This window comes from Pseudomonas sp. lyk4-TYG-107, from assembly GCF_030209055.1.
In the GTDB taxonomy this organism is placed as follows: Bacteria; Pseudomonadota; Gammaproteobacteria; order Pseudomonadales; family Pseudomonadaceae; genus Aquipseudomonas; species Aquipseudomonas putida_A.
On the sequence record NZ_JARVST010000027.1, the window covers coordinates 162050 to 184517 of the forward strand.

Here is a 22468-nt window from a genome sequence, read left to right on the forward strand (position 1 = left end):
ACCACGTTTGAATCGAAAAGATCGCAGCCTGCGGCAGCTCCTACAGGGAATACGCATTCCATATGTAGGAGCTGCCGCAGGCTGCGATCTTTTGCTTTTCAGCGATACAGGACTTTCTCCGCCAACTCATCCGCCACCCGCGCCGGCGAACGCTTCTCGGCCTGCGCATGGGCAAACACCTCGGTCAGCCGCGAAGAAATCTTCGACAGGTGCGCAGTAATCGTCCCCAGCTCTTCGCCGCGATGCTTGAGCGAGACATAAATCAACCCGCCCGCGTTGATCACATAATCCGGCGCATACAGAATCCCGCGTCGCTCCAGTTGATCAGCCACATCCAGATGCGTCAGTTGATTGTTCGCCGAACCGGCCACCGCCGAACAGCGCAGTTGCGTCACCGTGTGGCTGTTGAGCACACCACCCAGGCCGCACGGCGCAAGGATGTCGCAGGGTGTGCTGAGCAAGGCATCGTTGGCGATCGGATGCGCATTGAGCTGCTCCATCGCCAGTTGCACCTTGCCGTGGTCGATGTCGCTGACCAGCAACTCGGCGCCCGCCGCATGCAGTTGCTCCGCCAGCGCATATCCGACATTGCCCAAGCCCTGAATCGCCACGCGCAAGCCTTCAAGATTGTCGCTGCCCAGCCGCGCCATGGCGGTGGCGCGAATCCCGGTGAACACGCCCATCGCCGCATGCGGCGCCGGGTCGCCGGCCGAGGTGGTGCTGGTGACATGCTGGGTCTGCTGGGCAATGCAATCCATGTCCGCCACCGAAGTGCCGCTGTCGATGGCGGTGATGTAGCGACCGTCGAGCTGCTCGATGCAGCGGCCAAACGCTTCGAACAACGCAGCGCGGTTTTCCACATGCGCCGGGCGCACGATCACCGCCACCCCGCCGCCCTGATCGAGCCCGGCCAGTGCCGCCTTGTAGCTCATGCCCTGCGCGAGGCGTATGGCATCCTCGACTGCGGATTCGTCGTTGGGATAGGCAAGATAACGGCAACCGCCCAGGGCAGGCCCGAGGCGACTGTTATGAATGGCAATGACCGCCTTCAACCCGGTGACCGGGTCAACGCTGAGGTGCAGCGATTCCAGGCGAGTGCTTTGCATGAGAGCGAACATCGGCAGGCTCCCGAATCACTTCTGGTAGACGCCAGTATAGGCTTGCGCCCAAAAATTGCTGAAGCGCACCGGAATAAGCGCCCGCTTCGACGGCGACTTTGCGGCATAACCTGGCCGGTACTGGACGAATGGCGCGGACGGGGCTAAAACGAGGCATTCCCCGGAGATTTCGATGAGTCCGCGCCAACGCTTTTTCGAGTGTCTGCACCGTTCACCGCCCGCGCTGTTCGAAGCGGCGCTGTGGATGGCTGCCGAGCACGAAAAAGGCCTCGATGTCGACGCGCTGCAACAGGACTTCAAGGAGCTGCAACAGCGCGTCAGCTACGGCTTGCCGATGCTGCCAGTCAGCGAACTGGCGCAACCGTTGCTGCGGCGGTTGAATGATCTGGGCTTCTCTCAGGACGATTTTCTGCCGCTACGCCCACAGGTCGCGTTGTTGCACAAAGTGTTGCAGACCCGTCGCGGCCAGCCGCTGACCCTGTCCCTGATTGCTCTGGAACTGGCCCGTGGTCTGGAGATTCCGCTGGTCGGGGTGAACTTCCCCGGGCATTTCCTGCTGCGGGTACCCGGTGCTGATCACCTGCTGGATCCCTGCGGCGGTCGGCGGCTGTACCCCAATGACTGTCGCGAGTTGTTGCAACGTCAGTACGGCGCGCACCTCAAACTCAACGCCGACCATCTGGCCACCGCCAGCCCAGAGCAGATGCTCCAGCGCCTGTCACGCAACCTGCGGCAGTTGCATCTGGCCCATGAGGATTACATCGCCGCGCTGATCGATGCCGAACGCGTGCTGGAACTGGGCGGTGCCAGCGCCGCCGATTATCTGGCCCGCGCCAGCCTGTATCAACGGCTCGACTGTCCGAACGCCGAGCGCTTCGATCTGGAACATGCGTTGCTGCTTAGTGACGACCCGATCCAGCGCCTGCGTCTGACTGAACGCCTCGGCCACCTGCCACCCAATTCCGTTGTGCACTAAACGCTTTTTGTAGGAGTGAGCCTGCTCGCGAAGCGTCGTGTCAGCGATGAATGCATCGAAGCCTGAATCGCCTTCGCGAGCAAGCCCGCTCCCACAGGGTTCAGCGTGGCCCCATTCTTCTGCATCACAACGATCCCTTGTGGGAGCGTGGCTTGCCCGCGAAGCAGGCGCCACCGTTGTTCCTGTCAGACTGCGTTATCGTTCTTCGCGAGCAAGCTCGCTCCCACATTGGATTGCGGGATATCTGAAGGCGAGCGCACCTGGATGATTAGCAGCGCCGCAATGACCGCCGGTATCGCGCAGAAGAAGAAAATCTGCGTCACCGGAATGTGCATCGCCAGCAGCATGCTGCCGAACAGCGGCCCGAGGATCGAACCGAAGCGCCCTACCCCCAACGCCCAGCCCGTGCCCGTGGCCCGCACATGCGCTGGGTAGAAGTTGCTGGCGAAGGCGTTCAGCGTCAGTTGCCCACCGATGATGCAGAACCCGGCGGCAAACACGCAGGCCACCAGATAACGTGGATTATCGTGGTTCAAACCCAGCAGAATCGTGCACAGCGCCGCCCCGGCCATCACTGCGCAGAGCAGCCGCACCTTGCGTTTCAAACGGTCGGCGAACCACGCCATGCATACTGCGCCCAAGGTGCCGGCGAACAGGAACATCGAGGTCACCAGGTTGGCTTCATTGAGTTTCAGACCGCTTTCCAGCAACAACGTCGGCAGCCAGCTGATCATGAAATACAACAGAATCAGGCTGACAAAAAACGTCGCCCAGATCAGCAGGGTCGGGCGCGCATAACCGTTGCGGAACAGCTCGACCACGGTCAATTTGCTGCCCTGCTCGCGCTTGTTCTGTTCGACGGACGCGGCCGGCGGTTGCCAGTCCGGCAGCATTCGCGCGGTGACTTTGCGCAGGCGCGCATAGGGCGGTGCATCGCGCAGCAGACGTGGCAGCGACTCCGGCAGCATCCACCACAGGAACGGGAACAGCAGCAACGGCGTGACACCACCGGCAAGGAACACCGCTTGCCAGCCAAAGCGGTCGATGAAGCCCGCAGCAACAAAACCACCCGCCGCACCGCCAAACGAAAACCCACAAGCGGCCAGCGTCACCATCAAGGTGCGCAGACGAGGCGGTGAATATTCCGACATCAAGGCCATGGCACTGGGCATCGCCCCGCCCATGCCGATGCCGCAGATGAAGCGCGCGATCATCAAGGTGTTCAGAGAATCGGCGAACACCATCAACACCGTCAGGCTGGCGTAGATCAACACGCAGGCGAGCAGGATCCGCCGTACGCCGAAGCGATCGGCCAGCGGCGTCACCGCGAGCGAACCAAGGGTCAGGCCCAACAGGTTGGCACTGAAAACCGGCCCGAATGCGGCTTTCTCCAGCCCCCAGTCCTGAGCCAGAGCCGGCACCACGTAACCGAGCACCTGGGCGTCATAGCCGTCGGTGACCAGCAGCAAGGCGAGCAGGATCAGCAATAACCACTGATAGCGGGACACAGGACGGGCGTCGAGTGCCGCGCGAAAGCTGGCAATCTGGTTATGCATCGCAAGGTACCTGTTTTGTTTTTATGATTTTTTTGGCGGGCGCCGAATCTCCCCTGTGGGAGGGGCTTGCTCGCGAAAGCGGTGTATCAGTCAGCATCCCGGTACCTGACACTCCGCTTTCGCGAGCAAGCCCGCTCCCACATTGGGGCAAGGTGAAGCTTTAAGGGGTATCCGGCTGATTGGCCGGATGCGCCTTGATGAACGCCGGATGCTCAGCCGCCAACGCCGCCACCCGACAAATCCGCGGATAAGCCTGCAGCGAAACACCGAAGCGCTCGGCCGCATACAACTGCGGAATCAGATAAACATCCGCCACACACGGCCACTCACCGAAACAGAAACCGCTGTCACCGATCAATTGCTCGACGGTCGTCAGCCCCTGACTGATCCAGTGCGCGATCCACTCCACCACCTGCGGCTCTTCGTGGCCCAACTGGCGCAGGCGATTGAGCACGCTGACGTTATGCAGCGGATGCACATCGCAGCCGATCACCGCCGCCACACCGCGCACATGAGCACGGGCGGCGAGGTCTTCGGGTAGCAATGGCAACTGTGGATAACGCTCTTCCAGGTACTCGATGATCGCCGGCGACTGAATCAGCAGCTCGCCGTCATCGGTGCGCAAGGCCGGCACCCGGCCCTGCGGATTGATCGCCAGATACGCCGGCTGGCGATGCTCGCCTCCCGACGGCGCAATCAGGTTGACCGGCAACGCGGTGTAGTCGAGCCCTTTCAGCGCCAACGCGATACGCACCCGATACGACGAGGTCGAGCGGTAATAGGTGTAGAGATCCATGATCCGCTCCTGTCAGCGCGCCGCCAGCACTTTGCCGCGGCATTCGCCGAAGCCGATCGAGGCAAAACCGTCACGGGCGCAGCGCGCACGCAGAATGATTTCGTCGCCGTCTTCGAGGAATTTGCGCACTTCGCCGGAGGCCAGTTCGATCGGCTTTTTACCGCCCTCGGTGATTTCCAGCAAGCTGCCGAACTGACCGCTTTGCGGGCCGGACAAAGTCCCCGAACCGAACAGGTCACCGGCCTGCAACTGGCAGCCGTTGACGCTGTGGTGCGCGACCATTTGTGCGACGGTCCAGTACATGTAGCGAGTGTTACTCAGGGTCAGCCGATGGGCTGGCAGATTCTGTTCGCGCATGGCTTCGGTGAGCAGCAGCACTTCCAGTTCGATGTCGAAGGCGCCGCCATCTTGATCACGTTTGTCGAACAGGTATGGCAGCGGCTGCGGATCACCTTCCGGGCGCGCAGGTTGCGCCATGCGGAATGGCTCCAGCGCTTCGGCGGTCACCACCCATGGCGAAACACTGGTGATAAAACTCTTGGAGAGGAACGGGCCGAGTGGCTGGTATTCCCAGGCCTGAATATCGCGGGCCGACCAGTCGTTGAGCAGGCAGAAACCGGCGATGTGTTCGGCGGCGTCACCGATGGCAATCGGCTCGCCCATGTCGTTGCCCTGACCGATCCAGATGCCCAGTTCCAGCTCGTAGTCCAGTCGTGCGCACGGGCCGAAGGTCGGCTCGCTCGCACCGGCCGGCAGGGTCTGGCCTTTCGGGCGGCGCACGTCGGTACCAGAAGCGCGCACGGTGGAGGCGCGACCGTGATAACCGATCGGCACGTGCTTGTAGTTGGGCAGCAGTGGGTTGTCCGGACGGAACAGTTTGCCGACGTTCTGCGCGTGCTCGATGCCGACGTAGAAGTCGGTGTAATCGCTGATGCGCGCCGGCAGGTGCATCTGGCAATCGGCAGCCAGTGGCAGCAGTTTTGCGCCTTGGGCTTCGATGGCGCCGCGATGAGTGCTGCCCTCGCCGAACAATTCCAGCAAGCGGCTGCGCAAGGCTACGCGGGCTTCACGACCGAGGTCGAAGAAGGCGTTTAGCAGACCGCCGTGCATGGCTTCGACCGCGCTGCGTGCCGGGCCGTCGAACAGGCCGGCTTCAAGCGCCACCTGCAGATCGAAAATGTGTTCACCGATCGCCACGCCCGCGCGCGGCGCCGAGCCGCCAGTGCTGAACACGCCCAGCGGCAGGTTCTGCAGCGGGAAATCCGCGTGGCCATTGGCCGAAGCAACCCAGCTGCGGGTGATGGAAGTCTGAGTCATGGGTTATCTCCGGGTCGGGTCGAACGTGGCGGGCAGCGTGGCCCAGCAGGCGTCGTATGTGGATTGCAGTTGCGGGCAGTCGAGGGCGAAGCGGCTTGGGCGCAGTACCTGACTGGTCTCGAACATGAAGGCCATGGTGTTGTCGATCTTCGCCGGTTTGAGTTCCGCGTTGATCGCTTTGGTACAGGTTTCGCCATCCGGGCCGTGGGCGCTCATGCAGCTGTGCAGCGAGGCACCGCCGGGCACGAAGCCTTCAGCCTTGGCATCGTATTCGCCCTGAATCAGGCCCATGAATTCGTTCATCAGGTTGCGATGGAACCACGGCGGACGGAAGGTGTTCTCGGCGACCATCCAGCGTGGCGGGAAGATCACGAAGTCGAGGTTGGCCAGACCGTGCACGCTGGTCGGCGAGGTCAGCACGGTGAAGATCGACGGATCCGGGTGATCGAAGCTCACGGTGCCGATGGTGTTGAAACGGCGCAGATCATATTTGTACGGCACGTTGTTGCCGTGCCAGGCGACCACGTTCAGCGGCGAATGATCGAGCTCGGTGCCCCACAACTGGCCGAGGAATTTCTGCACCAGCGTCGTCGGCTGCTGCAGGTTTTCATAAGACGCGACCGGCGCGAGGAAATCCCGTGGATTGGCCAGGCCGTTGCTGCCGATTGGCCCCAGGTCCGGCAGGCGCAGCGGCGCGCCGTGGTTCTCGGCAACGTAACCGCGCGCCTGCGGATCAAGCAGCTCGACGCGGAATTTCAGGCCACGCGGCAGCACAGCAATTTCCAGCGGCGCGACTTCGAGCACGCCGAGTTCAGTGGCAATTCGCAGCCGCCCCAGTTGCGGCACCAGCAGCAGTTCGCCGTCGGCGTTGTAAAACACCCGCTCCATCGAACGGTTGGCGGTGTAGTTATAGATGCTGATGCCGGCTGGTTTTTCCGCCGCCGAATTGGCCACCATGCCAACCAGACCGTCGATGAAATCAGTCGGCTCGGCCGGGATATCCAGAGGATTCCAGCGCAGGCGATTGGGCGTCACTTCACCCAACGGGCCGCCGGCCAGTTGCCGCTCCAGTTTGACGAACGCCGGGTGATTGGCCGACGGCTGGATCCGGTACATCCAGGTGCGCCGGGCTTCACTGCGGGTCATGGTAAACGCAGTGCCGGAGAGCAATTCGGTATAGAGGCCGTACGGGGCTTTTTGCGGGGAGTTCTGGCCGATGGGCAAGGCGCCGGGCAACGCTTCACTGCTGAATTCGTTGCCGAAACCGGACTGGTACGCCAGCTTCGACGCGTTTGAATCGAGGTTCATGGAGCCTCCTGAACAGGGAGTCGGCAGTGGCCCATCGCTCTGGCTCAGAGCTTTGCGCACGCCGGGGTTGTTATTATCGTAATTCGATTACGCATAACGTAATTTGCTCGCTATCCAGCGTCAAGCTATAAAGACGCCCATTCGTTTTCGGATCCCGGCCGCACCATGGAAAAAACCAGCGACAGCAACGGCAAACAGAAAGTCCGCTCCGCCGAGGTCGGCACTGACATCCTCAAGGCGTTGGCCGAGTTATCGCCCTCCACCTCACTGTCGCGATTGGCCGAACATGTGCAGATGCCGGCGAGCAAGGTGCACCGCTATCTCCAGGCACTGATCGCCAGTGGTTTTGCCGAGCAGAACGCCGCCACCAACCATTACGGACTCGGCCGTGAAGCGTTGCGTGTAGGCCTCGCTGCGCTGAACAGTATGGACGTGCTGAAAGTCGCCGCCCTGCCCCTGTCCGAGTTGCGCGATGAACTGAACGAAACCTGTTTTCTGGCGGTGTGGGGCAATCAGGGCGCGACCGTGGTGCACATCGAACCGGCGGTGCGCGCGGTGACGGTGGTGACGCAACTGGGTTCGGTGTTGCCGTTACTCAGCTCGTCCACCGGGCTGGTGTTCAGTGCCTTTCTGCCGCATCGGGAAACCGATGAGTTGCGCGAGCAGGAAATCGCCGTCGCCGGCCATCCACTGGCCGATCAAAATGCCTACAGCGGTTTGTGCGAGCAGATCCGCGAACGCGGTCTGCATCATGTGCACGGCTTGTTGATGCCAGGTGTGGACGCGTTGTCAGCCCCGGTGTTCAACGCAGTCGGGCAGATCGCCGCGGTGCTGACCATCGTCGGCCCGACTTCACTGTTCCACGCTGATGAAGACGGCCCGGCGGCGCAGCGGTTACTGGCGGCGTCGCGGGCCGTGAGCTGGCGCATGGGGTATGAGCAAGCCGGTTGAGTCAGGCGATCTCCAGGCGCCAGCCCGGGATCAGCGCACGATGGTCTGGCTGATGCCGGTTACCCGATCCTTCATCAATTCAGTGAAGAAATCGATCAACTGTTGATCTGCCGCTTTATGACCCGCCGCCTCGGCGACGAATTGCGCCGCCGACCGTGCATCATCGACCAGACCGAGAAACGATCGTTGAACGTTGGTCACCTGCTTGATCACCTCTGCGCTCGCACCGGCTGTGGCCGCCTGGCCGAGCGTAAATAGTCCGATCAACGCGTCCGCGCCGTATCCCAGTGCCGCCGAGTAGTCACCTCGCCGTTGCGCCAGTGCTCCGTCGTAGACACTTTTCATCATCTGCACCGCAACGGCCACGGAGCCAATAGGCGGCACGGCGAGACTGATGACATTCACCACTTTGATCAGGCCATCGTAAACCAGTCCCGCGATAACCTCCTTCAAACTGGTGGTTCGCTCATCGATATCGCTCAATGCGCGACGCACTCTCCGATCATGGAACGTGAAGAGGTTGTTCAACTTGGCACGTTCTTGCGTCTTGACCGGAGGCAGGGGTTTCCCGCTTGCGGCAAGATCGTCAAAATAGTCATTGATTACTTTTTGATCGACGATTGCAACCCGGTCAAAGTAATAATCGCGCATAGGTCCGTATTGGAAACGAATCGATGGAATGAAATCGTTGATGGGTCGATAGGCAACGCCATCCGGCGCATCGGGCGTATATAACCAGTCGTGGAACTGGCCGAGAATGTTCATCCGTAGGATGTAGACACCCGCAACCGTACGATCCCCCGCCTTGGTCAAGCCGATTTTCCCGATATTGAATTCGTAAAGACCTTCATCACCTTCTGCGGACGAATCATTGATCGGGTAGTGATAGACATCCTCTTTCAAACTGCCGACAACCCGTTGTAGCGCTATAAAGATTTCAGAGCCAAACCTGCCATCAATGTAGTTGGAGAGCAGATCGTAATGCATCTGACAGCGAACTTTTTTTGCGTGAACGGCGCGCTTGAATGCGTAGCCAGGATGCTTCCCGTCCAGATAGTCGGTATTGAGCATTTCCGTATACCTGTCGCCAGGACGGAATGTTTTCGATAACGAGGACAGATCGCGAATATCCAGTTGATCAATGGCCGGATGGCCGTCCGTCAAAAAATACCTCGGGTCATACTTGCTCGGATAAGCCGGATTGGCAGCTTCAAACGACAGTCCTTCTATGAGCAGATCCGTTACGCTTTTCTGAAAATCGTCAGTCTGGACAATAATCTGATCGGGATTGATCTCGACATTTCGTCCTCGCGAACGCAACAGACTTTCAAGGTTCTGCTTTACCGCATCGTGGGTAAAGCGTTCGAAAGAAGGGAACGCATTGTCCCTTGCCTCAACGGTGGAGAGCGCTTTCAGTTCGGTATTCAATCGAGCGTAACGTTTGCGCGGCTCAATCCCGAGGTAGCGGTAAGGCGCAGGCGCAATGGTCCTGTGTAACGCCAGTTCAGACTGAAAAGCGAGATTGACGTCATTGAGCAACGGCGCTGTGCCATTGGGGAAAAGGTCCGAGTATTGGGTATCCAGCTTGTACAGATAATGGGTGGCGTGACGGCTGATACCGCGCAAGGATCCGGCATCGTGCAAATAGTCCGGATGAATCAATGACGCCGCGTATTCACGATCAGCGGTCATGGCCGATTCAAACCATTTGTTCAGAGCGAGTACATCCGCAAACGCCATGAAAACGGATTTGCCTGCAGGTGTTATCAGATAAACAAGATAGTTCCGAGTCTCCGGTGCCCGAAAAACCATCACACCTTTCAAGGCGGGCCCTGGAATCTGCAGGCTCAGTTTCAATCCGCGGATAGACACCGAAAGGTCACCTGCCAACGCCCTTTCAATGACCTTCGCTTCGGTTTCACTGAAGGCGCCCGAATGGCGCGCAACGAAAAGCGCGAACTCGATGTTGCTGTGCAAGTGGTCGCGATACGCCTGTGCAAACTCCGGCGATGGATCAGTTGGAAGACTGGATACAAACTGCGAGCGCAAGTTGATGTTGTTCAACCATTGCTCAAGTGCAGCAGCGGATAGCCTGCTGCCGGACGGCAACCCGGTGAGGCTGATTTCGGCTTTATACCCCTCGTCATGCAGACCGAAGATGATGAATTCCGTCAGGGTCCGACTGTCGACCTGCTCGAGGGTGCGGCCGCCCAGTTGCATCTTGTGGACGCTGCGCACCTTTATCGTCTCGGCTTCCAGTTGCTCACCCAACGCGCTCATCGCCCACTCGGAAAAACAACGCAAGACATAATCTTTAAAAGAGAAACACCTGTCGAAAACCACCCGGTAGTCAGAGTGATATTTCTCCATCGAGTGCTCAAGCTCGACGTAACGCTGCTGAAGAGCGTTACCACCGTTCTTAAGCCAGAGTGGCCATTCGGTCCGCTTGAGTTCTGCCTGCACTTGATCGAATCGACGACCGATGTCAGCACGCATCACCGACAACATCTGATTGTCCTGCAATACACGGCTGAACGCTCGAGTCTGGCCCTTGCAATCGCGCATCAGACTTGCAAGCGTCTCAAGTTGCCCCTTCAAGTAAGCGTCGACACAATGAGCAGACACACTTTGCGTGGCTTTAGGGAAAGCGATTTTGCTACCGGACGCCGATACACGCGCCAGCAGCGTTGCGTGCGCGTCGATATTCCTGGCGAAGTATTCAAAGCCGTTGCCTGGCGTGTGAATGACATAACCGGTGGACTCATTGAGCAGTTTCATTTGCGGATCCGCCCGCATCGCATTATCGAGGACAAACCCCGGAACAAGCGAAGTGCGAGAGTCGGATTCAGGACTCACCACAACGCTATAAGCGCCGGCGCCGTTTTCCAGGTTCAACAAATAGCAATAGCGCGTCGCCATGCCATGATCCAGAAATCCCGCCATGGCTTTTAAAGAAAGCTCCGCTGTCAGCACAACGTTATAAGCCTGCTGCAAGGCCTGTTTATTTGTCAGTCCGGTATTTTCAGTTGTTGCGACTTTTACGGGGGCCGCCCAATATTTGCCTATCTCCGAACGCAGGCTGCTCTCCATGTTTCGCAGCGTATAAGTAATAGCCTCCTCAGCCTCGATAATACTGAAGCCCTTGACTCTCATCTCTTCGCCAACGGTATCGGGCAGGTGAAAGACACCGTCCCCGCCACCAGCCAGATAGCTCGGCGCCACATTATTATCAAGACAATGAAGCAATACCTCAGACAGTTTCCCCGAAGGACGACGTTCAATCTCATTGGACTGATCGGTAATATTTATATAAACATTATCGATATTGATATTCTTCTGCCGCTGCTGCAATTCTTGCTGCAATGCCTGCCGAGCAATCTGCCGAACTGTCGGGATCGCCTCAACAATAGCGAACAAATCATTCTGCGCGGCAGCGGCCTTTGCCCACTCAGCCCTCCAGGTTACTTCTGCACCTTCAGAACCTCGCATCAAGCTTTTGTATAACTTATCCATATTCAAGTCCTATCTTTCAAGTTCAGTGAACGCAACCCCGCATCACTGCGATAGCGAAAGATAGTTTTATTTTTAACAAACAAGAAGCGCCAGTTCATTTCAACAAATATAGATTACAAGGTATTAACCGAAACAAAAAAACCACCTGTGAAAAATGACAAATTCACAAACAAATAATCCGCACAAAAGCCTCATACAAAGTAACTAACTCAACCATCCAGAATAGACAGCGAAGCGATATATTTCCGGGCGCGAACACTTTGCGCAGTCCGTGCAGGATCCTGTGGCGCGATCAAGACTGTTGCACGCCCCGTAACAGTGCATGTCCGGAATCGCTATTTTTCCTTCGGGTTCAAGTGCTTATTCTGAGCGGGCTTTCAGGCAGACGCCGCAAAGCACCAAGCCTTGGCTGCTGAGCAACTCGCGCCAGCGCTGACCGATTTCAGATGAGTCGATGCTTCGATTGATCGCCCCGGTGTTCACTGACGTTGATTTGTAGCTCCTTGATCCAACGTCTTACCTTGGCCGCTGCGTTTGCAGCGGCCTTTTTTATGGGCGAAGGCTTTACCGGCGGGATCGGTATTTGCGGGGCGTGGCAAACGTTACAGCGAATACTTCTGCAAATTCGCCATCATTTCCTTCAGCGCTTCAATGTTGTCCTTCGGATGCGCCGCGCCTTCGAAGTCGCAGATCTGCTGCCAGTGCGCCGCGACATCTTCCGGCGAGAAACCGCTGCGGGGATCGAAGCCAGCACCGAGGCTGCGTTCCCAGCGCACCTTGCCCATCCAGCCGCCACCGACTTCAAACAGGCCGGACGTTTCCTGGCACTGTTCACTGGCCAGGTACACCACCAGTGGGCTGACCAGTTCCGGTTTCAGCTGTTCGAACACCTGCGGCGGGATCAGGCCTTCGGTCATGCGCGTGCCGCCGGTAGGCGCGATGGCATTGACCAGAATATTGTTCTTGCGACCTTCGATGGCCAGGGTACGGGTCAGGCCGTAGAGGCCGAGTTTGGCCATGCCGTAGTTGGACTGGCCGAAGTTGCCGTAGATGCCCGAGGTCGAGGCGGTGAAGATCACCCTTCCGTAGTTTTGCTCGCGCAAGTGCGGCCACGCGGCGCGGGTCACTTTGTAGGCGCCTTCGACGTGGACGCGGTAAACCAGATCCCAGTCGGCGTCGTCCATCTTGTGAAAGGTCTTGTCGCGCAGAATCCCGGCGTTGTTCACCACCACGTCGACACGGCCAAAGGCGTCGAGGGCGTTTTGCACCAGTTTGTCGCCGTCGGTGACCGAGTCATGGTTGGCCTCGGCGATGCCGCCGGCTTCGCGAATTTCCGCCACCACACGGTCGGCGGCGGAGGCGTTGGCCCCTTCGCCCTGGGTCGAGCCGCCGAGGTCGTTGACCAGCACTTTGGCACCGTGCCGGGCGAACAGCAAAGCGTGCGCTCGCCCCAGGCCACCACCGGCGCCGGTGACGATCACGACTTTATCTTCGAAACGTACGGACTCATTCATCGCAGGAACTCCAGCAGGCCAGTATTGAGTCCGAGTGTCAGGCACAGGGCTTTGGGTCACAACGAATACGGCTGAGGCTGAATGGTGCGCGATAAGGGTGAGGGATGATGAGGGCGTCAAAAGATCAAAAGATCGCAGCCTGCGGCAGCTCCTACAGAAGATCGGTATAGGAGCTGCCGCAGGCTGCGATCTTTTGATCTGTCAGGAGCATGCGACCTTGCGCGGCGGTAACTCCAGGCGCTCACGAAACGCCAGGTAATGCTTGAGCACCTGCACCGGCGCTTCGATCTGCGGATAGTGGCCGATGCCCGGCAACAGCACCGTATCGGCGTCGGCAATCAGCTCGCGGTAACGCTCGACCATGTGCGCACCGGAGATCGGGTCGACCTCACCGTCAATAACTCGCAGCGACACCTCGCCGCGTTGCATCGCCGTCACCCAGCGATCACGTTGCACCCGCCGCTCAGGGATGTAGCCGATCAGTTTGTGCAGGATGCGTGGGCCACGATGGGTTTCGATCAGGCTCCAGAAATCATCCAGTTCACTTTCGCTGGGGCCGGTCTGCGGGCCGAAAATCTGTCGGAAGCTTTTCACCAGCGCATCACGGGTAAATGCACGGCCGATCATCCAGCCCAAGGGGCTGAGCAGCAGCTTTTGCATCAAGACCGGGCGATGGGTTTCCGGAAACAGCCCGCCATTGAGAAAGACGCAACTGGCGACCTCGATCCGGTTTTCGTAATGCCGGGCGAGCAACTCCTGGGCAACGCTGTCGCCGTAATCGTGGGCCAGCACATGCACCGCTTGCTCGACCTGAAGATGCGCCAGCAGCGCCTGTTGCAGGTCGGCCTGTTCCAGCAGGCTGTAGCGGTGATTCAATGGTTTGGCCGAATCCCCGAAACCGAGCATGTCACAGGCGATCACCCGGTAGCGCTGGGCCAGCGGCTGCCACAGGTAGTGCCAGTCCCAACTGGCCGTCGGGAAACCGTGGATCAGCAGCAGCGGCTCACCCTGCCCCGCCGTCCAGTAACGGATCGACTGACCGCGAAAGACAAACGTCCGGCTGCGTTTGCGCCAGACACACAGAGGGATCTCGGCAAGAGGCATCAGAGTTTATATCCGGGGTCTTGTTTATCGAGTTTGCGCAGCAACGCCGGCCAGGCCAGCGCGCCACCCATGCCTTGAGCACTTTTGGTGACGCCGGCGATCATCGCTTTGGCGCCCGCCAGGATCTGCGGTTCGATGGCGATCAGTTCAGCAGCGCCGGTCTGCGCCATGACCTGAATATCGCAGGCGCGCTGGAAGGTGAACATCATCAGAAAAGTGTCGGCGATGGTGCCGCCACAGGTCAACAGACCGTGGTTGTGCAGCATCAGGAAATTGTTCTCGCCAAGGTCCGCCTGCAAGCGCGCCTTCTCTTCGTGATTCAGCGCCACACCTTCATAGGCGTGATAGGCCAGGCTCGACAGCACGAACAGCGACTGTTGGCTGATCGGCAGCACACCCTGTCTTTGCGCGGAAACGGCTACACCGGAGGCGGTGTGGGTGTGCAGCACGCAAACCACATCGTGCCGCACTTCGTGCACGGCGCTGTGGATGGTGTAACCGGCGGGATTGATTTCGTAGGGACTGTCCATGAGCTTGTTGCCGGCCTGATCGACTTTGACCAGGCTCGACGCGGTGATCTCATGGAACATCAACCCGAACGGGTTGATCAGGAAGTCTTCGGTGCCCGGCACCTTGGCGGAAATATGGGTGAAGATCAGGTCGTCCCAGCCATGCAACGCTACCAGCCGATAACAGGCGGCGAGATCGACCCGGGTCTGCCATTCCGCGGCACTGACCTGGTCTTTGACATCAAGGGACAATTGGACGGGGGCTACGCTCACTGTATGCACCTCTGCGTTCTTATTGTTCTGCACGTACGAGCAGTCTAGTCAGGCGCAGAGGATCGCGTAGTTGCATTGCCAGCCAGCTTGATGACTGAGCGGGTCAGCCAGGCAAACTCCTTGGATCCATGTCAAAGCCACGACGCCAACAAAGGTGCGGCGAACAGATTGAGCAGCCCGGTCAGCACCATCACCAACCCCGCCACCGAGCCTTCCTCACCGCCCACTTCATGCGCCCGACTGACGCCTGCACCGTGCGCGCCAACCCCGAACAACGCGCCGCGCGCCAACGCACTGCGCAACGGCAGCCACTTGAGCAATACGCCGCCGAGCATCGCGCCGAACACACCGGTAAACATCACGAACACGGCTGTCAGTTCCGGCACGCCACCGAGATCCTGCGCCAGCGGCATGGCGAACGGCGTGGTGATCGAGCGCGGTACCAGCGACATCGTCACCGAGCTATCCAGCGCCAGCGCTCTGGCCAGGCCGAACGACGTAGCGATCGACGCCGCGCTGCCGGCGAGCATACCCAACAGCAGCGCCGACCAGTGCCGCACCAGCAGACGCCGCTGCTGCCAGATCGGCACGGCGAAGGCGACCGTCACCGGCCCGAGCACCAGCATCAACCAATGGGTGTTGCTGGCGTATTCGGCATAGGCGGTGTGCAGCGGCACGGCGAGCGCCAGCAGCAGCGCCGGCACCAGAATCAGCGGCGACAGCAAGTAACGCCCGGTGCGCCGATAAATCCAGCGACTGAACAGGTACGCCAACAGGGTAAAGGCGAGCCAGAACATCGGCATCCATTCAAGCTTCATGGGACCGCCTCAGGCGCACGGCCAGCTCCACGGTGAAGGCTGTCACCAGCATCACCATCAGGGTGCTGGCGCCGATCACCAGCAAAATCCGCCAGCCGTCATCGCGCAACAGCGCGCCGTAGTCGAGCAGACTCATCAGCGCCGGAATAAAGAACAGCAGCATCTCGGCCATCAGCAATCCGGCACCCAATTGCAGCGCCGCCGGTTTGACCCAGCCGAACGCGAATGCCAGCAGCAACAAGGCCATGCCGATCACGCCGCCGGGAATCGGCCAGGCCAACCACGCGGCGATCTGGCAGCCGAGCAGGTAGAGACCGAGCAACACGGCCAGTTCTGCGAATAGACGGGACAGGTATTTGAGGGATGCGGCGTTCATGATGGGCTCCTTACAGGGGCTTATTTTACGAAGCGGCCTGTCATCCCAGAAGCGAATTGTTAGACTCAGCCCTATTCCACAATGGAATCGGATGATGGATTTCAAACAGCTGCGCAGTTTTGTCGAAGTCATGCATCAGGGCGGCTTCACCCAAGCGGCGAAAACCCTGCACATCAGCCAGTCGGCGGTGAGCAAGCAAGTTGCGCAACTGGAGCAGAGCCTCGGCACGCCGCTGCTCGAACGACTCGGCTCGCAACTGCGCCTGACCGCTGCGGGCAGCGTGGTGCTGCAACGCGCCGAGGGTATGTTGCGTTTGCGCAATGAATTGCTCAGCGAACTGGATGATCTGAGCCAACTGGCACGCGGCGAATTGCGCCTCGGTCTGCCGCTGCTGGGCAGTGATGCACTGTTCGCCGGGTTGTTCGCCGAGTATCGCCGGCGCTATCCGAACATCAGCATTCAATTGCTTGAAGGCGGCAGCCGCAATGTCGAGCAAGCGGTGCTCAGCGGCGAACTGGAGTTGGGCGGGAGCCTGCTGCCGAAAGATCCGCAGTTCGATTTCCAGCCGTTCTGCGATGAGAAACTCGATGCGTTATTGCCGGTGGATCATCCGTTAGCGGGGCGCGGCGAGATTGGCCTTGAGGAATTGGCCGACACGCCGTTCCTGTTGTATCAGCGCAGCTTCGTGCTTAATGACCGTTTACTGCAGGCCTGCCAGCAACTGGGCTTTACCCCGAAAGAAGGCGGGCGCAGCGGGCAGGCGGATTTTCTCGTGGCACTGGTGGCCGCCGGGCAAGGCGTGGTGCTGCTGCCCAGCGTGGTGGCCCGGGCACTGGAGCGTCCGGGCGTGGTGCGCCTGACCTTGCGCGCGCCAGATTATTTGCGCTGGGACATCGCCTTCATCTGGCGCCGAGGCGCCTATCTGTCGAAAGCCGCCCAGGCCTGGCTGGCCTTGCTGCGCGAACGCACGATCAGCCCTTGAGGGTGGTGATCAATTGCGCCAGCCATGGCTCGGCGTCGGTTTCCGGGGTCACGCTTTCGCTGGCGTCCAGACGCAGCATCTCCTGCACTTCGCGCACGCCCAGTTCGGCGAACAACTCACGCATCAGTTCGCCGCCGCCACAGAACGTATCGCCGTAACTGGCATCGCCCAAACCGATCACCGCGCCCGGCAAACCGCGCCACGCGGCTGGCAACTGGTCGCGAATCGCCGAATACAACGGCTGCAGGTTATCCGGCAATTCGCCCATGCCGGTGGTAGACGTCACCGCGAGAAACGCTTCAGGTGCGAACGCCTGGATATCCGCCAGGCTGGCGCGCGGGTTGTAGAAGGTTTCAAAACCGGCGTCTTTCAGCAGGTTCTGCGCGTGACGGGCGACTTCTTCGGCCGTGCCGTAAACCGAGCCGGAGAGGATGGCGACTTTCATCAATCTGATCCTGAAGCTGAAAAAAAGAGCGGCGATAGTAGCAGTCCGACGCAAAAGCCGCGATCCAGCCCCGATTCGCCGTGATAGCCAGTAGACAGCGGCGTTGGAACTTCTAGAATGCCAGCCATTATCGACACTGAAAGGATTCATTGATGATCAACGCCAGTCTGCTGCAAATGGTGATCAACGCGTCGAACGATGGAATCGTGGTGGCCGAAAAGGAAGGCGAGCAGGACAACATCCTGATTTACGTGAACCCGGCCTTCGAACGCCTGACCGGTTACAGCAGCGAAGAGATACTTTATCAGGACTGCCGCTTTCTGCAGTCAGGAGACCGCGATCAAGCCGGTCTGTCGCTGATTCGCGACACCTTGCACAACGGCGGGGCGTGCCGGGAAATCCTGCGCAACTATCGCAAGGATGGCACCCCGTTCTGGAACGAACTGTCGCTTTCGACGGTGAAAAACGCTGATGACGGCCAGACTTATTTCGTCGGTGTGCAGAAAGATGTCACGGTTCAGGTCAAGGCGCAGCAACGCGTTGCACAACTGGAAGCACAAGTTGCCGCCTTGCAAGCCGAACTCGCCGCCCTGAAAGCGACGAACGGCGCAAACAAAACTGCGAACTAAGTGTCAGTAACTACAATCACCAATGACTTTGTAACTATTTCTTTCGAGCCAGGCCATGCAACGCGACGCACTCCTGACCCAGGATGAGCTGGATTTCATCCAGACCATGCAGCACAACCCGCAGCTCAATGTGCGGGATGCGACGTCGAGCCTGTTGGTCAATGGAGGTTCGCAGATCCGTGACCTGCTCACGCGCCTGGCGGCTCACGAGCAAGTGACCATTCAGGCCAATTTCGAAAATCAGCAAATGACCTTTCCGCTGCACCTGGTGGAAGACGAATTCCACGCGTTGCACCTGCGCCTGGGCGTGCCGAGCATTTACGAAGACGGGCCGATGATTCGCCCATGGCGCCTGACTCTCGAAGAGCCGGTCGCGCTGGAAAATGCCAAAGGGCAACCGGGCATGATGTGGGTGCACGAGGTGTCGCACAAAGGCGTGCTGCTGGAAATGCGCAACAAGACCAAACCGCCCAAGCATTTCGCGCTGTGGTTCAGCCCTTCAGGTTACGAGCGGATTTCCCTGCGCGGCAACTTCGAGCGCGAAACCGAGCACGGCTTCTACGCCTACGAGCTGAGCCAGACCGACGCCGATGAAACCGAACGGCTGCGCCAGTTCATCCTGCAACAACACCGTCTGACCCACCCCGCCCTGCACACCTGATATTCAGGTATCCAGCGTACCTGCGAGAAATTGCGTCATGCGCTGACGCATCGTCGCTCCTTCATTGCCCAGACAACCGATCGACGATCCGGCCAGACTGTCCTGTGCCAGATCGGCAGCGTCGCCGGCGAGCATTACCTGACAGTCGAGACTCAAGGCCAGTCGATTCAGACGGCGCGGCAAATCCGCGGTGGGGGCATGGTTGGAAAACAGCACCAGCGCCTGCGGCTTGATCCGCTCGCACACCAGCGCCAACTCATCGAATGGCTGGCCGGTGGTCAGCACCCGCACGCCCGCATCATTGCCACTGAGAAACAACGCGGCAACCAGTAGCTCGAGTTCACGACACTGACCGGCGAGCGCACTGACAATCACTTTGCGCGGCTGGGTGCCGCGCAGCGCGACGATCCGCTGCAACACCCGCGCCCGCAGGAACCCGTCGAAAAACAGCCACTCGCTGGTCTGCCCGAAAGCATCCTGGCGCTGCAACATCTGCAGCCACAAAGGCATGAGAATGTTCTGAAACACTACCGGCAGCGAGTAGGACGAGAAGATCTGGTTGTAAACCTGATCCAGCGCGCGGTCGTCGAACGAACTGACGGCCAATTGCACCTGCTGCTGCCATTGCGCGTAATCGGCCTGGACCAGATCATCGGGGATGATATGGGCCAAGGCTTTCAGCGGCTCGGTCCTCGCCAGGATCTTGCCGACCTTGCTCACGGCAACGCCGCGATCAATCCAGTCGACAATGCTGCGCACGCGCTCGATTTCGGTCATCGAATACAACCGGTGCCCGCTTTCGGTGCGCGTCGGCTGGATCAAACCGTAGCGGCGCTCCCATGCACGCAGCGTTACCGGGTTGACGCCGGTCAGCCGCGACACCTCCCGAATAGGGAACAACTCTTCGCGCTCAAGTGCGACAGAAGCCTGCGAGGCAGGGTTAGCGTCCGTGATAACAGCCATGGTGCAGGTTTGTCCGCTCGTTGAATTTGGATCCCATTCTACATCCGATGCCCTCTGTCGGTTCAACCCAATAAACAGAGACGAAAGTCTCTGAAACTGTCATCAAAATCGGGAATAATCCTTGCTTGTTGAAAAGCGCAGGCCCCCACCCCGGCTTGCGCATTGCGAAACCTCCTACCCGGAGCGCCGCACTCGAAATATGGAGATACACAATGTCTACTTCCCCCGTCACGCTGATGGTTGCGCGTCGCGTCGCCGACGGCCGCTATCAGGACCTGATTGCCTGGCTGCGCGAAGGCGAACAACTGGCCACTGACTTTCCCGGTTACCTGGGTTCCGGCGTGCTCGCTCCGCCACCCGGTGACAACGAATTCCAGATCATTTTCCGCTTCGTCGACGAGCAGACCCTGCACGCCTGGGAGCACTCGGTCTCGCGGACCGCGTGGCTGGCGCGGGGCAGCGATCTGTTCGAGCATCCCAAGGAGCATCGGGTCAGCGGCATCGAAGGCTGGTTCGGCGCTGCCGGTCAACGGCCACCACGCTGGAAACAGGCCGTGGCGATCTGGCTGGCGTTCTTCCCGGTGTCGCTGCTGTTCAACTTTGTCCTCGGGCCGCTGCTCGGCGAGATGAGCCTGCTGCCACGGGTATTGGTCAGTACGGCGTGCCTGACGCCCTTGATGGTGTATTTCTTTATTCCACTGTCGACGCGGTTGCTGGCCAACTGGTTGAACGCTGTGCCTGCGCGACCTTTGCCTGCAACACCCTCTACGCAGAATCGATGATCTCTGTGTGGGAGCGAGCCCGCTCGCGAATACGGACTGACATTTAACATTGATGTCGACTGAGACACCGCATTCGCGAGCAGGCTCGCTCCCACAGGTATTGGTAAGGCCGACGATAGGTGCATGGCTCATGTCGCTGTTATAGTTTTTGCTCCAACCGCGACGCGAGCCGTTCATGTCCATATCCTCCGCCCCGATCCTCATCACCGGTGCTGGCCAGCGTGTCGGTCTGCACTGCGCACAGCGTTTGCTTGAAGACGGCCATCGGGTCATCTTCACCTACCGCAGCGAACGTCCGGGCGCACAAGCCCTGCGGGATCTGGGCGCTGTCGCGGTGTTCGCGGACTTCTCCAGCGAAGCCACCATCCTCGCCTTCATCGATGAACTGAAAACCCACACCGACTGCCTGCGCGCCATCGTCCACAACGCCTCCGAATGGCTGGCGGAAACCCCGGGCAGTGAAGCCGAGGCCTTCTCGCGCATGCTCAACGTGCACATGCTCGCGCCGTATCTGATCAACCTGCACTGCGCCGACCTGCTCAAAGGCTCGACCCCGGCCGACATCATCCACATCAGCGACGACGTCACGCGCAAGGGCAGCAGCAAACACATCGGTTATTGCGCCAGCAAAGCCGGGCTCGACAGCCTGACCCTGTCCTTCGCCGCGCGCTACGCGCCGGCAATCAAAGTCAACGGCATCGCGCCGGCCCTGCTATTGTTCAATCCCGACGACGACGCGGCGTACCGCGCCAGGGCGCTGGCCAAATCCGCGCTGGGCATCGAACCCGGCAGCGAAGTGATCTACCAGAGCCTGCGCTATCTGCTCGACAACCCCTATGTCACCGGCACAACCCTGACCGTCAACGGCGGACGGCACGTCAAATAAGCTGCTGCGCGAGGATCTCCCATGACCCGTTCCCTGCCCGAGAATTACCGCGAGATTCTCATCGGCCTCGGCGAAGACCCCGACCGCGAAGGTCTGCTCGATACCCCGGTGCGCGCGGCCAAGGCCATGCAATACCTGTGTCACGGCTACGAACAGAGTGTGGAGCAGATCGTCAACGGCGCGCTGTTTGCCTCCGACAGCGACGAGATGATCATCGTCGCCGACATCGAGCTCTACTCGTTGTGCGAACATCACCTGCTGCCCTTCATCGGCAAGGCCCATGTGGCTTATATTCCGACAGGCAAGGTGCTGGGGCTGTCGAAGATCGCGCGGCTGGTGGACATGTTCGCCCGGCGCCTGCAGATTCAGGAAAACCTCACCCGGCAGATTGCCGATGCGGTGCAACAGGTCACCGATGCCGCCGGCGTCGCGGTGGTCATCGAGGCCCGGCACATGTGCATGATGATGCGCGGTGTCGAGAAACAGAATTCGACCATGAACACCTCGGTCATGCTCGGCGCCTTTCGCGACTCGAGCAACACCCGCCAGGAGTTCCTGCAATTGATTGGACGGAGCAAGTAAATGTCACAACTTCAACCGGGAATGGCGCGCATCCGGGTCAAGGATCTGCGCTTGCGCACCTTTATCGGGATCAACGAGGACGAGATCCTCAACAAGCAGGATGTGCTGATCAATCTCACGATCCTGTATGCGGCGCAGGAAGCGGTGCGCGACAACGACATCGATCACGCGCTGAATTACCGCACCATCACCAAGGCGATCATCGCCCACGTCGAGGGCAATCGTTTTGCGCTGCTCGAACGCCTGACCCAAGAACTGCTGGACCTGGTGATGACTCATGCTGCAGTGCTGTACGCCGAAGTCGAAGTCGACAAGCCGCATGCGCTGCGTTTTGCCGAGTCGGTGTCAATAACGCTTGCAGCGAGCCGCTAGCTTCAAGCTTCAAGCGGCAAGCTGTAAACTTCGTATC

The 22468-nt window shown here is 59.6% G+C and carries 22 protein-coding genes; 9 read left to right on the top strand and 13 right to left on the bottom strand.

Annotation, left to right across the window (positions count from 1 at the left end):
* Window positions 1–98 precede the first annotated feature (98 nt).
* Complete coding sequence (locus QRN61_RS22175; protein WP_047597781.1) at window positions 99–1118, bottom strand: Glu/Leu/Phe/Val dehydrogenase family protein; 1020 nt, start codon at window positions 1116–1118, stop codon at window positions 99–101.
* Between the two features lie 172 nt (window positions 1119–1290).
* Here QRN61_RS22175 and QRN61_RS22180 point away from each other — a divergent pair, with 172 nt between their 5' ends.
* Complete coding sequence (locus tag QRN61_RS22180) at window positions 1291–2094, top strand: SirB1 family protein (protein ID WP_285375517.1); 804 nt, start codon at window positions 1291–1293, stop codon at window positions 2092–2094.
* Between the two features lie 185 nt (window positions 2095–2279).
* Here the strand turns inward: QRN61_RS22180 and QRN61_RS22185 are convergent, their stop codons facing one another.
* The 4 genes from QRN61_RS22185 to hmgA form a co-directional block, all read right to left on the bottom strand.
* Window positions 2280–3650 carry an MFS transporter gene (locus tag QRN61_RS22185; protein ID WP_097090413.1) on the bottom strand — a complete coding sequence of 457 codons (1371 nt, stop codon included), beginning with the start codon at window positions 3648–3650 and terminating at the stop codon, window positions 2280–2282.
* A 160-nt stretch (window positions 3651–3810) separates the two neighbouring features.
* Window positions 3811–4446: a maleylacetoacetate isomerase gene (gene maiA / locus QRN61_RS22190; RefSeq protein WP_285375519.1), complete on the bottom strand. Its 636-nt coding sequence runs from the start codon at window positions 4444–4446 to the stop codon at window positions 3811–3813.
* Window positions 4447–4458: 12 nt separating this feature from the next.
* Complete coding sequence (gene fahA / locus QRN61_RS22195; protein WP_134785459.1) at window positions 4459–5763, bottom strand: fumarylacetoacetase; 1305 nt, start codon at window positions 5761–5763, stop codon at window positions 4459–4461.
* Window positions 5764–5766: 3 nt separating this feature from the next.
* Window positions 5767–7071, bottom strand: a complete 1305-nt coding sequence (hmgA, locus tag QRN61_RS22200; RefSeq protein ID WP_285375522.1) for a homogentisate 1,2-dioxygenase — start codon at window positions 7069–7071, stop codon at window positions 5767–5769.
* Between the two features lie 165 nt (window positions 7072–7236).
* Here hmgA and QRN61_RS22205 point away from each other — a divergent pair, with 165 nt between their 5' ends.
* Window positions 7237–8022: an IclR family transcriptional regulator gene (locus QRN61_RS22205; RefSeq protein WP_027610880.1), complete on the top strand. Its 786-nt coding sequence runs from the start codon at window positions 7237–7239 to the stop codon at window positions 8020–8022.
* A gap of 30 nt (window positions 8023–8052) precedes the next feature.
* On the opposite strand, the gene QRN61_RS22210 is transcribed toward QRN61_RS22205, so the two are convergent.
* The 6 genes from QRN61_RS22210 to QRN61_RS22235 all read right to left on the bottom strand — a co-directional run bounded on the left by QRN61_RS22210 (window position 8053) and on the right by QRN61_RS22235 (window position 16129).
* Window positions 8053–11535 (bottom strand): dermonecrotic toxin domain-containing protein, encoded by a 3483-nt coding sequence (locus tag QRN61_RS22210; protein WP_285375524.1) that lies wholly within the window; start codon window positions 11533–11535, stop codon window positions 8053–8055.
* 602 nt (window positions 11536–12137) lie between these two features.
* Complete coding sequence (locus QRN61_RS22215) at window positions 12138–13049, bottom strand: SDR family oxidoreductase (protein WP_007968066.1); 912 nt, start codon at window positions 13047–13049, stop codon at window positions 12138–12140.
* A 201-nt stretch (window positions 13050–13250) separates the two neighbouring features.
* On the bottom strand, window positions 13251–14153 hold the full coding sequence (locus QRN61_RS22220; RefSeq protein WP_103369126.1) for an alpha/beta fold hydrolase: 903 nt from the start codon (window positions 14151–14153) through the stop codon (window positions 13251–13253).
* A complete protein-coding gene (locus QRN61_RS22225; protein ID WP_097090406.1) occupies window positions 14153–14935 on the bottom strand; it encodes a class II aldolase/adducin family protein in 783 nt (260 codons plus the stop codon). Before QRN61_RS22225 ends, QRN61_RS22220 begins: the two co-directional genes overlap by 1 nt.
* A gap of 131 nt (window positions 14936–15066) precedes the next feature.
* Complete coding sequence (locus QRN61_RS22230; protein ID WP_103369127.1) at window positions 15067–15753, bottom strand: LrgB family protein; 687 nt, start codon at window positions 15751–15753, stop codon at window positions 15067–15069.
* Window positions 15743–16129 carry a CidA/LrgA family protein gene (locus QRN61_RS22235; RefSeq protein ID WP_027610876.1) on the bottom strand — a complete coding sequence of 129 codons (387 nt, stop codon included), beginning with the start codon at window positions 16127–16129 and terminating at the stop codon, window positions 15743–15745. Before QRN61_RS22235 ends, QRN61_RS22230 begins: the two co-directional genes overlap by 11 nt.
* Window positions 16130–16223: 94 nt before the next feature.
* Between QRN61_RS22235 and QRN61_RS22240 the strand changes: the two genes are divergently transcribed.
* Window positions 16224–17111, top strand: coding sequence for a LysR family transcriptional regulator (locus tag QRN61_RS22240; protein WP_285375529.1), 888 nt, complete (start codon window positions 16224–16226; stop codon window positions 17109–17111).
* Here QRN61_RS22240 and QRN61_RS22245 read toward each other — a convergent pair.
* On the bottom strand, window positions 17101–17556 hold the full coding sequence (locus QRN61_RS22245; protein ID WP_285375531.1) for a flavodoxin: 456 nt from the start codon (window positions 17554–17556) through the stop codon (window positions 17101–17103). The two genes, QRN61_RS22240 and QRN61_RS22245, sit on opposite strands and share 11 nt — an antisense overlap.
* A gap of 152 nt (window positions 17557–17708) precedes the next feature.
* On the opposite strand from QRN61_RS22245, the gene QRN61_RS22250 reads away from it, so the two are divergent.
* Together QRN61_RS22250 and QRN61_RS22255 are read left to right on the top strand one after the other, a co-directional pair.
* Window positions 17709–18185 (top strand): PAS domain-containing protein, encoded by a 477-nt coding sequence (locus QRN61_RS22250; RefSeq protein ID WP_027610873.1) that lies wholly within the window; start codon window positions 17709–17711, stop codon window positions 18183–18185.
* 55 nt (window positions 18186–18240) lie between these two features.
* Window positions 18241–18846, top strand: a complete 606-nt coding sequence (locus tag QRN61_RS22255; RefSeq protein ID WP_027610872.1) for a hypothetical protein — start codon at window positions 18241–18243, stop codon at window positions 18844–18846.
* Window positions 18847–18849: 3 nt separating this feature from the next.
* On the opposite strand, the gene QRN61_RS22260 is transcribed toward QRN61_RS22255, so the two are convergent.
* Entirely contained in the window at window positions 18850–19809 is a 960-nt protein-coding gene (locus tag QRN61_RS22260; protein WP_096795375.1) for a MerR family transcriptional regulator, read from the bottom strand.
* 212 nt (window positions 19810–20021) lie between these two features.
* On the opposite strand from QRN61_RS22260, the gene QRN61_RS22265 reads away from it, so the two are divergent.
* The 4 genes from QRN61_RS22265 to folX all read left to right on the top strand — a co-directional run bounded on the left by QRN61_RS22265 (window position 20022) and on the right by folX (window position 22431).
* Window positions 20022–20591, top strand: coding sequence for an antibiotic biosynthesis monooxygenase (locus QRN61_RS22265; RefSeq protein ID WP_096795374.1), 570 nt, complete (start codon window positions 20022–20024; stop codon window positions 20589–20591).
* 175 nt (window positions 20592–20766) lie between these two features.
* A complete protein-coding gene (gene folM / locus QRN61_RS22270) occupies window positions 20767–21477 on the top strand; it encodes a dihydromonapterin reductase (protein ID WP_285375536.1) in 711 nt (236 codons plus the stop codon).
* A 21-nt stretch (window positions 21478–21498) separates the two neighbouring features.
* Window positions 21499–22059 carry a GTP cyclohydrolase I FolE gene (gene folE, locus QRN61_RS22275; RefSeq protein ID WP_103369128.1) on the top strand — a complete coding sequence of 187 codons (561 nt, stop codon included), beginning with the start codon at window positions 21499–21501 and terminating at the stop codon, window positions 22057–22059.
* Window positions 22060–22431 carry a dihydroneopterin triphosphate 2'-epimerase gene (gene folX, locus QRN61_RS22280; RefSeq protein ID WP_007968040.1) on the top strand — a complete coding sequence of 124 codons (372 nt, stop codon included), beginning with the start codon at window positions 22060–22062 and terminating at the stop codon, window positions 22429–22431. It abuts the gene before it with no gap.
* Window positions 22432–22468 lie beyond the last annotated feature (37 nt).

Coding starts and splice junctions, on each gene's coding strand:
- QRN61_RS22175 (WP_047597781.1), bottom strand. CDS start 1,118: ATGTTCGCTCTCATGCAAAGCACTCGCCTGGAATCGCTGCACCTCAGC.
- QRN61_RS22180 (WP_285375517.1), top strand. CDS start 1,291: ATGAGTCCGCGCCAACGCTTTTTCGAGTGTCTGCACCGTTCACCGCCC.
- QRN61_RS22185 (WP_097090413.1), bottom strand. CDS start 3,650: ATGCATAACCAGATTGCCAGCTTTCGCGCGGCACTCGACGCCCGTCCT.
- maiA (WP_285375519.1), bottom strand. CDS start 4,446: ATGGATCTCTACACCTATTACCGCTCGACCTCGTCGTATCGGGTGCGT.
- fahA (WP_134785459.1), bottom strand. CDS start 5,763: ATGACTCAGACTTCCATCACCCGCAGCTGGGTTGCTTCGGCCAATGGC.
- hmgA (WP_285375522.1), bottom strand. CDS start 7,071: ATGAACCTCGATTCAAACGCGTCGAAGCTGGCGTACCAGTCCGGTTTC.
- QRN61_RS22205 (WP_027610880.1), top strand. CDS start 7,237: ATGGAAAAAACCAGCGACAGCAACGGCAAACAGAAAGTCCGCTCCGCC.
- QRN61_RS22210 (WP_285375524.1), bottom strand. CDS start 11,535: ATGGATAAGTTATACAAAAGCTTGATGCGAGGTTCTGAAGGTGCAGAA.
- QRN61_RS22215 (WP_007968066.1), bottom strand. CDS start 13,049: ATGAATGAGTCCGTACGTTTCGAAGATAAAGTCGTGATCGTCACCGGC.
- QRN61_RS22220 (WP_103369126.1), bottom strand. CDS start 14,153: ATGCCTCTTGCCGAGATCCCTCTGTGTGTCTGGCGCAAACGCAGCCGG.
- QRN61_RS22230 (WP_103369127.1), bottom strand. CDS start 15,753: ATGAAGCTTGAATGGATGCCGATGTTCTGGCTCGCCTTTACCCTGTTG.
- QRN61_RS22235 (WP_027610876.1), bottom strand. CDS start 16,129: ATGAACGCCGCATCCCTCAAATACCTGTCCCGTCTATTCGCAGAACTG.
- QRN61_RS22240 (WP_285375529.1), top strand. CDS start 16,224: ATGGATTTCAAACAGCTGCGCAGTTTTGTCGAAGTCATGCATCAGGGC.
- QRN61_RS22245 (WP_285375531.1), bottom strand. CDS start 17,556: ATGAAAGTCGCCATCCTCTCCGGCTCGGTTTACGGCACGGCCGAAGAA.
- QRN61_RS22250 (WP_027610873.1), top strand. CDS start 17,709: ATGATCAACGCCAGTCTGCTGCAAATGGTGATCAACGCGTCGAACGAT.
- QRN61_RS22255 (WP_027610872.1), top strand. CDS start 18,241: ATGCAACGCGACGCACTCCTGACCCAGGATGAGCTGGATTTCATCCAG.
- QRN61_RS22260 (WP_096795375.1), bottom strand. CDS start 19,809: ATGGCTGTTATCACGGACGCTAACCCTGCCTCGCAGGCTTCTGTCGCA.
- QRN61_RS22265 (WP_096795374.1), top strand. CDS start 20,022: ATGTCTACTTCCCCCGTCACGCTGATGGTTGCGCGTCGCGTCGCCGAC.
- folM (WP_285375536.1), top strand. CDS start 20,767: ATGTCCATATCCTCCGCCCCGATCCTCATCACCGGTGCTGGCCAGCGT.
- folE (WP_103369128.1), top strand. CDS start 21,499: ATGACCCGTTCCCTGCCCGAGAATTACCGCGAGATTCTCATCGGCCTC.
- folX (WP_007968040.1), top strand. CDS start 22,060: ATGTCACAACTTCAACCGGGAATGGCGCGCATCCGGGTCAAGGATCTG.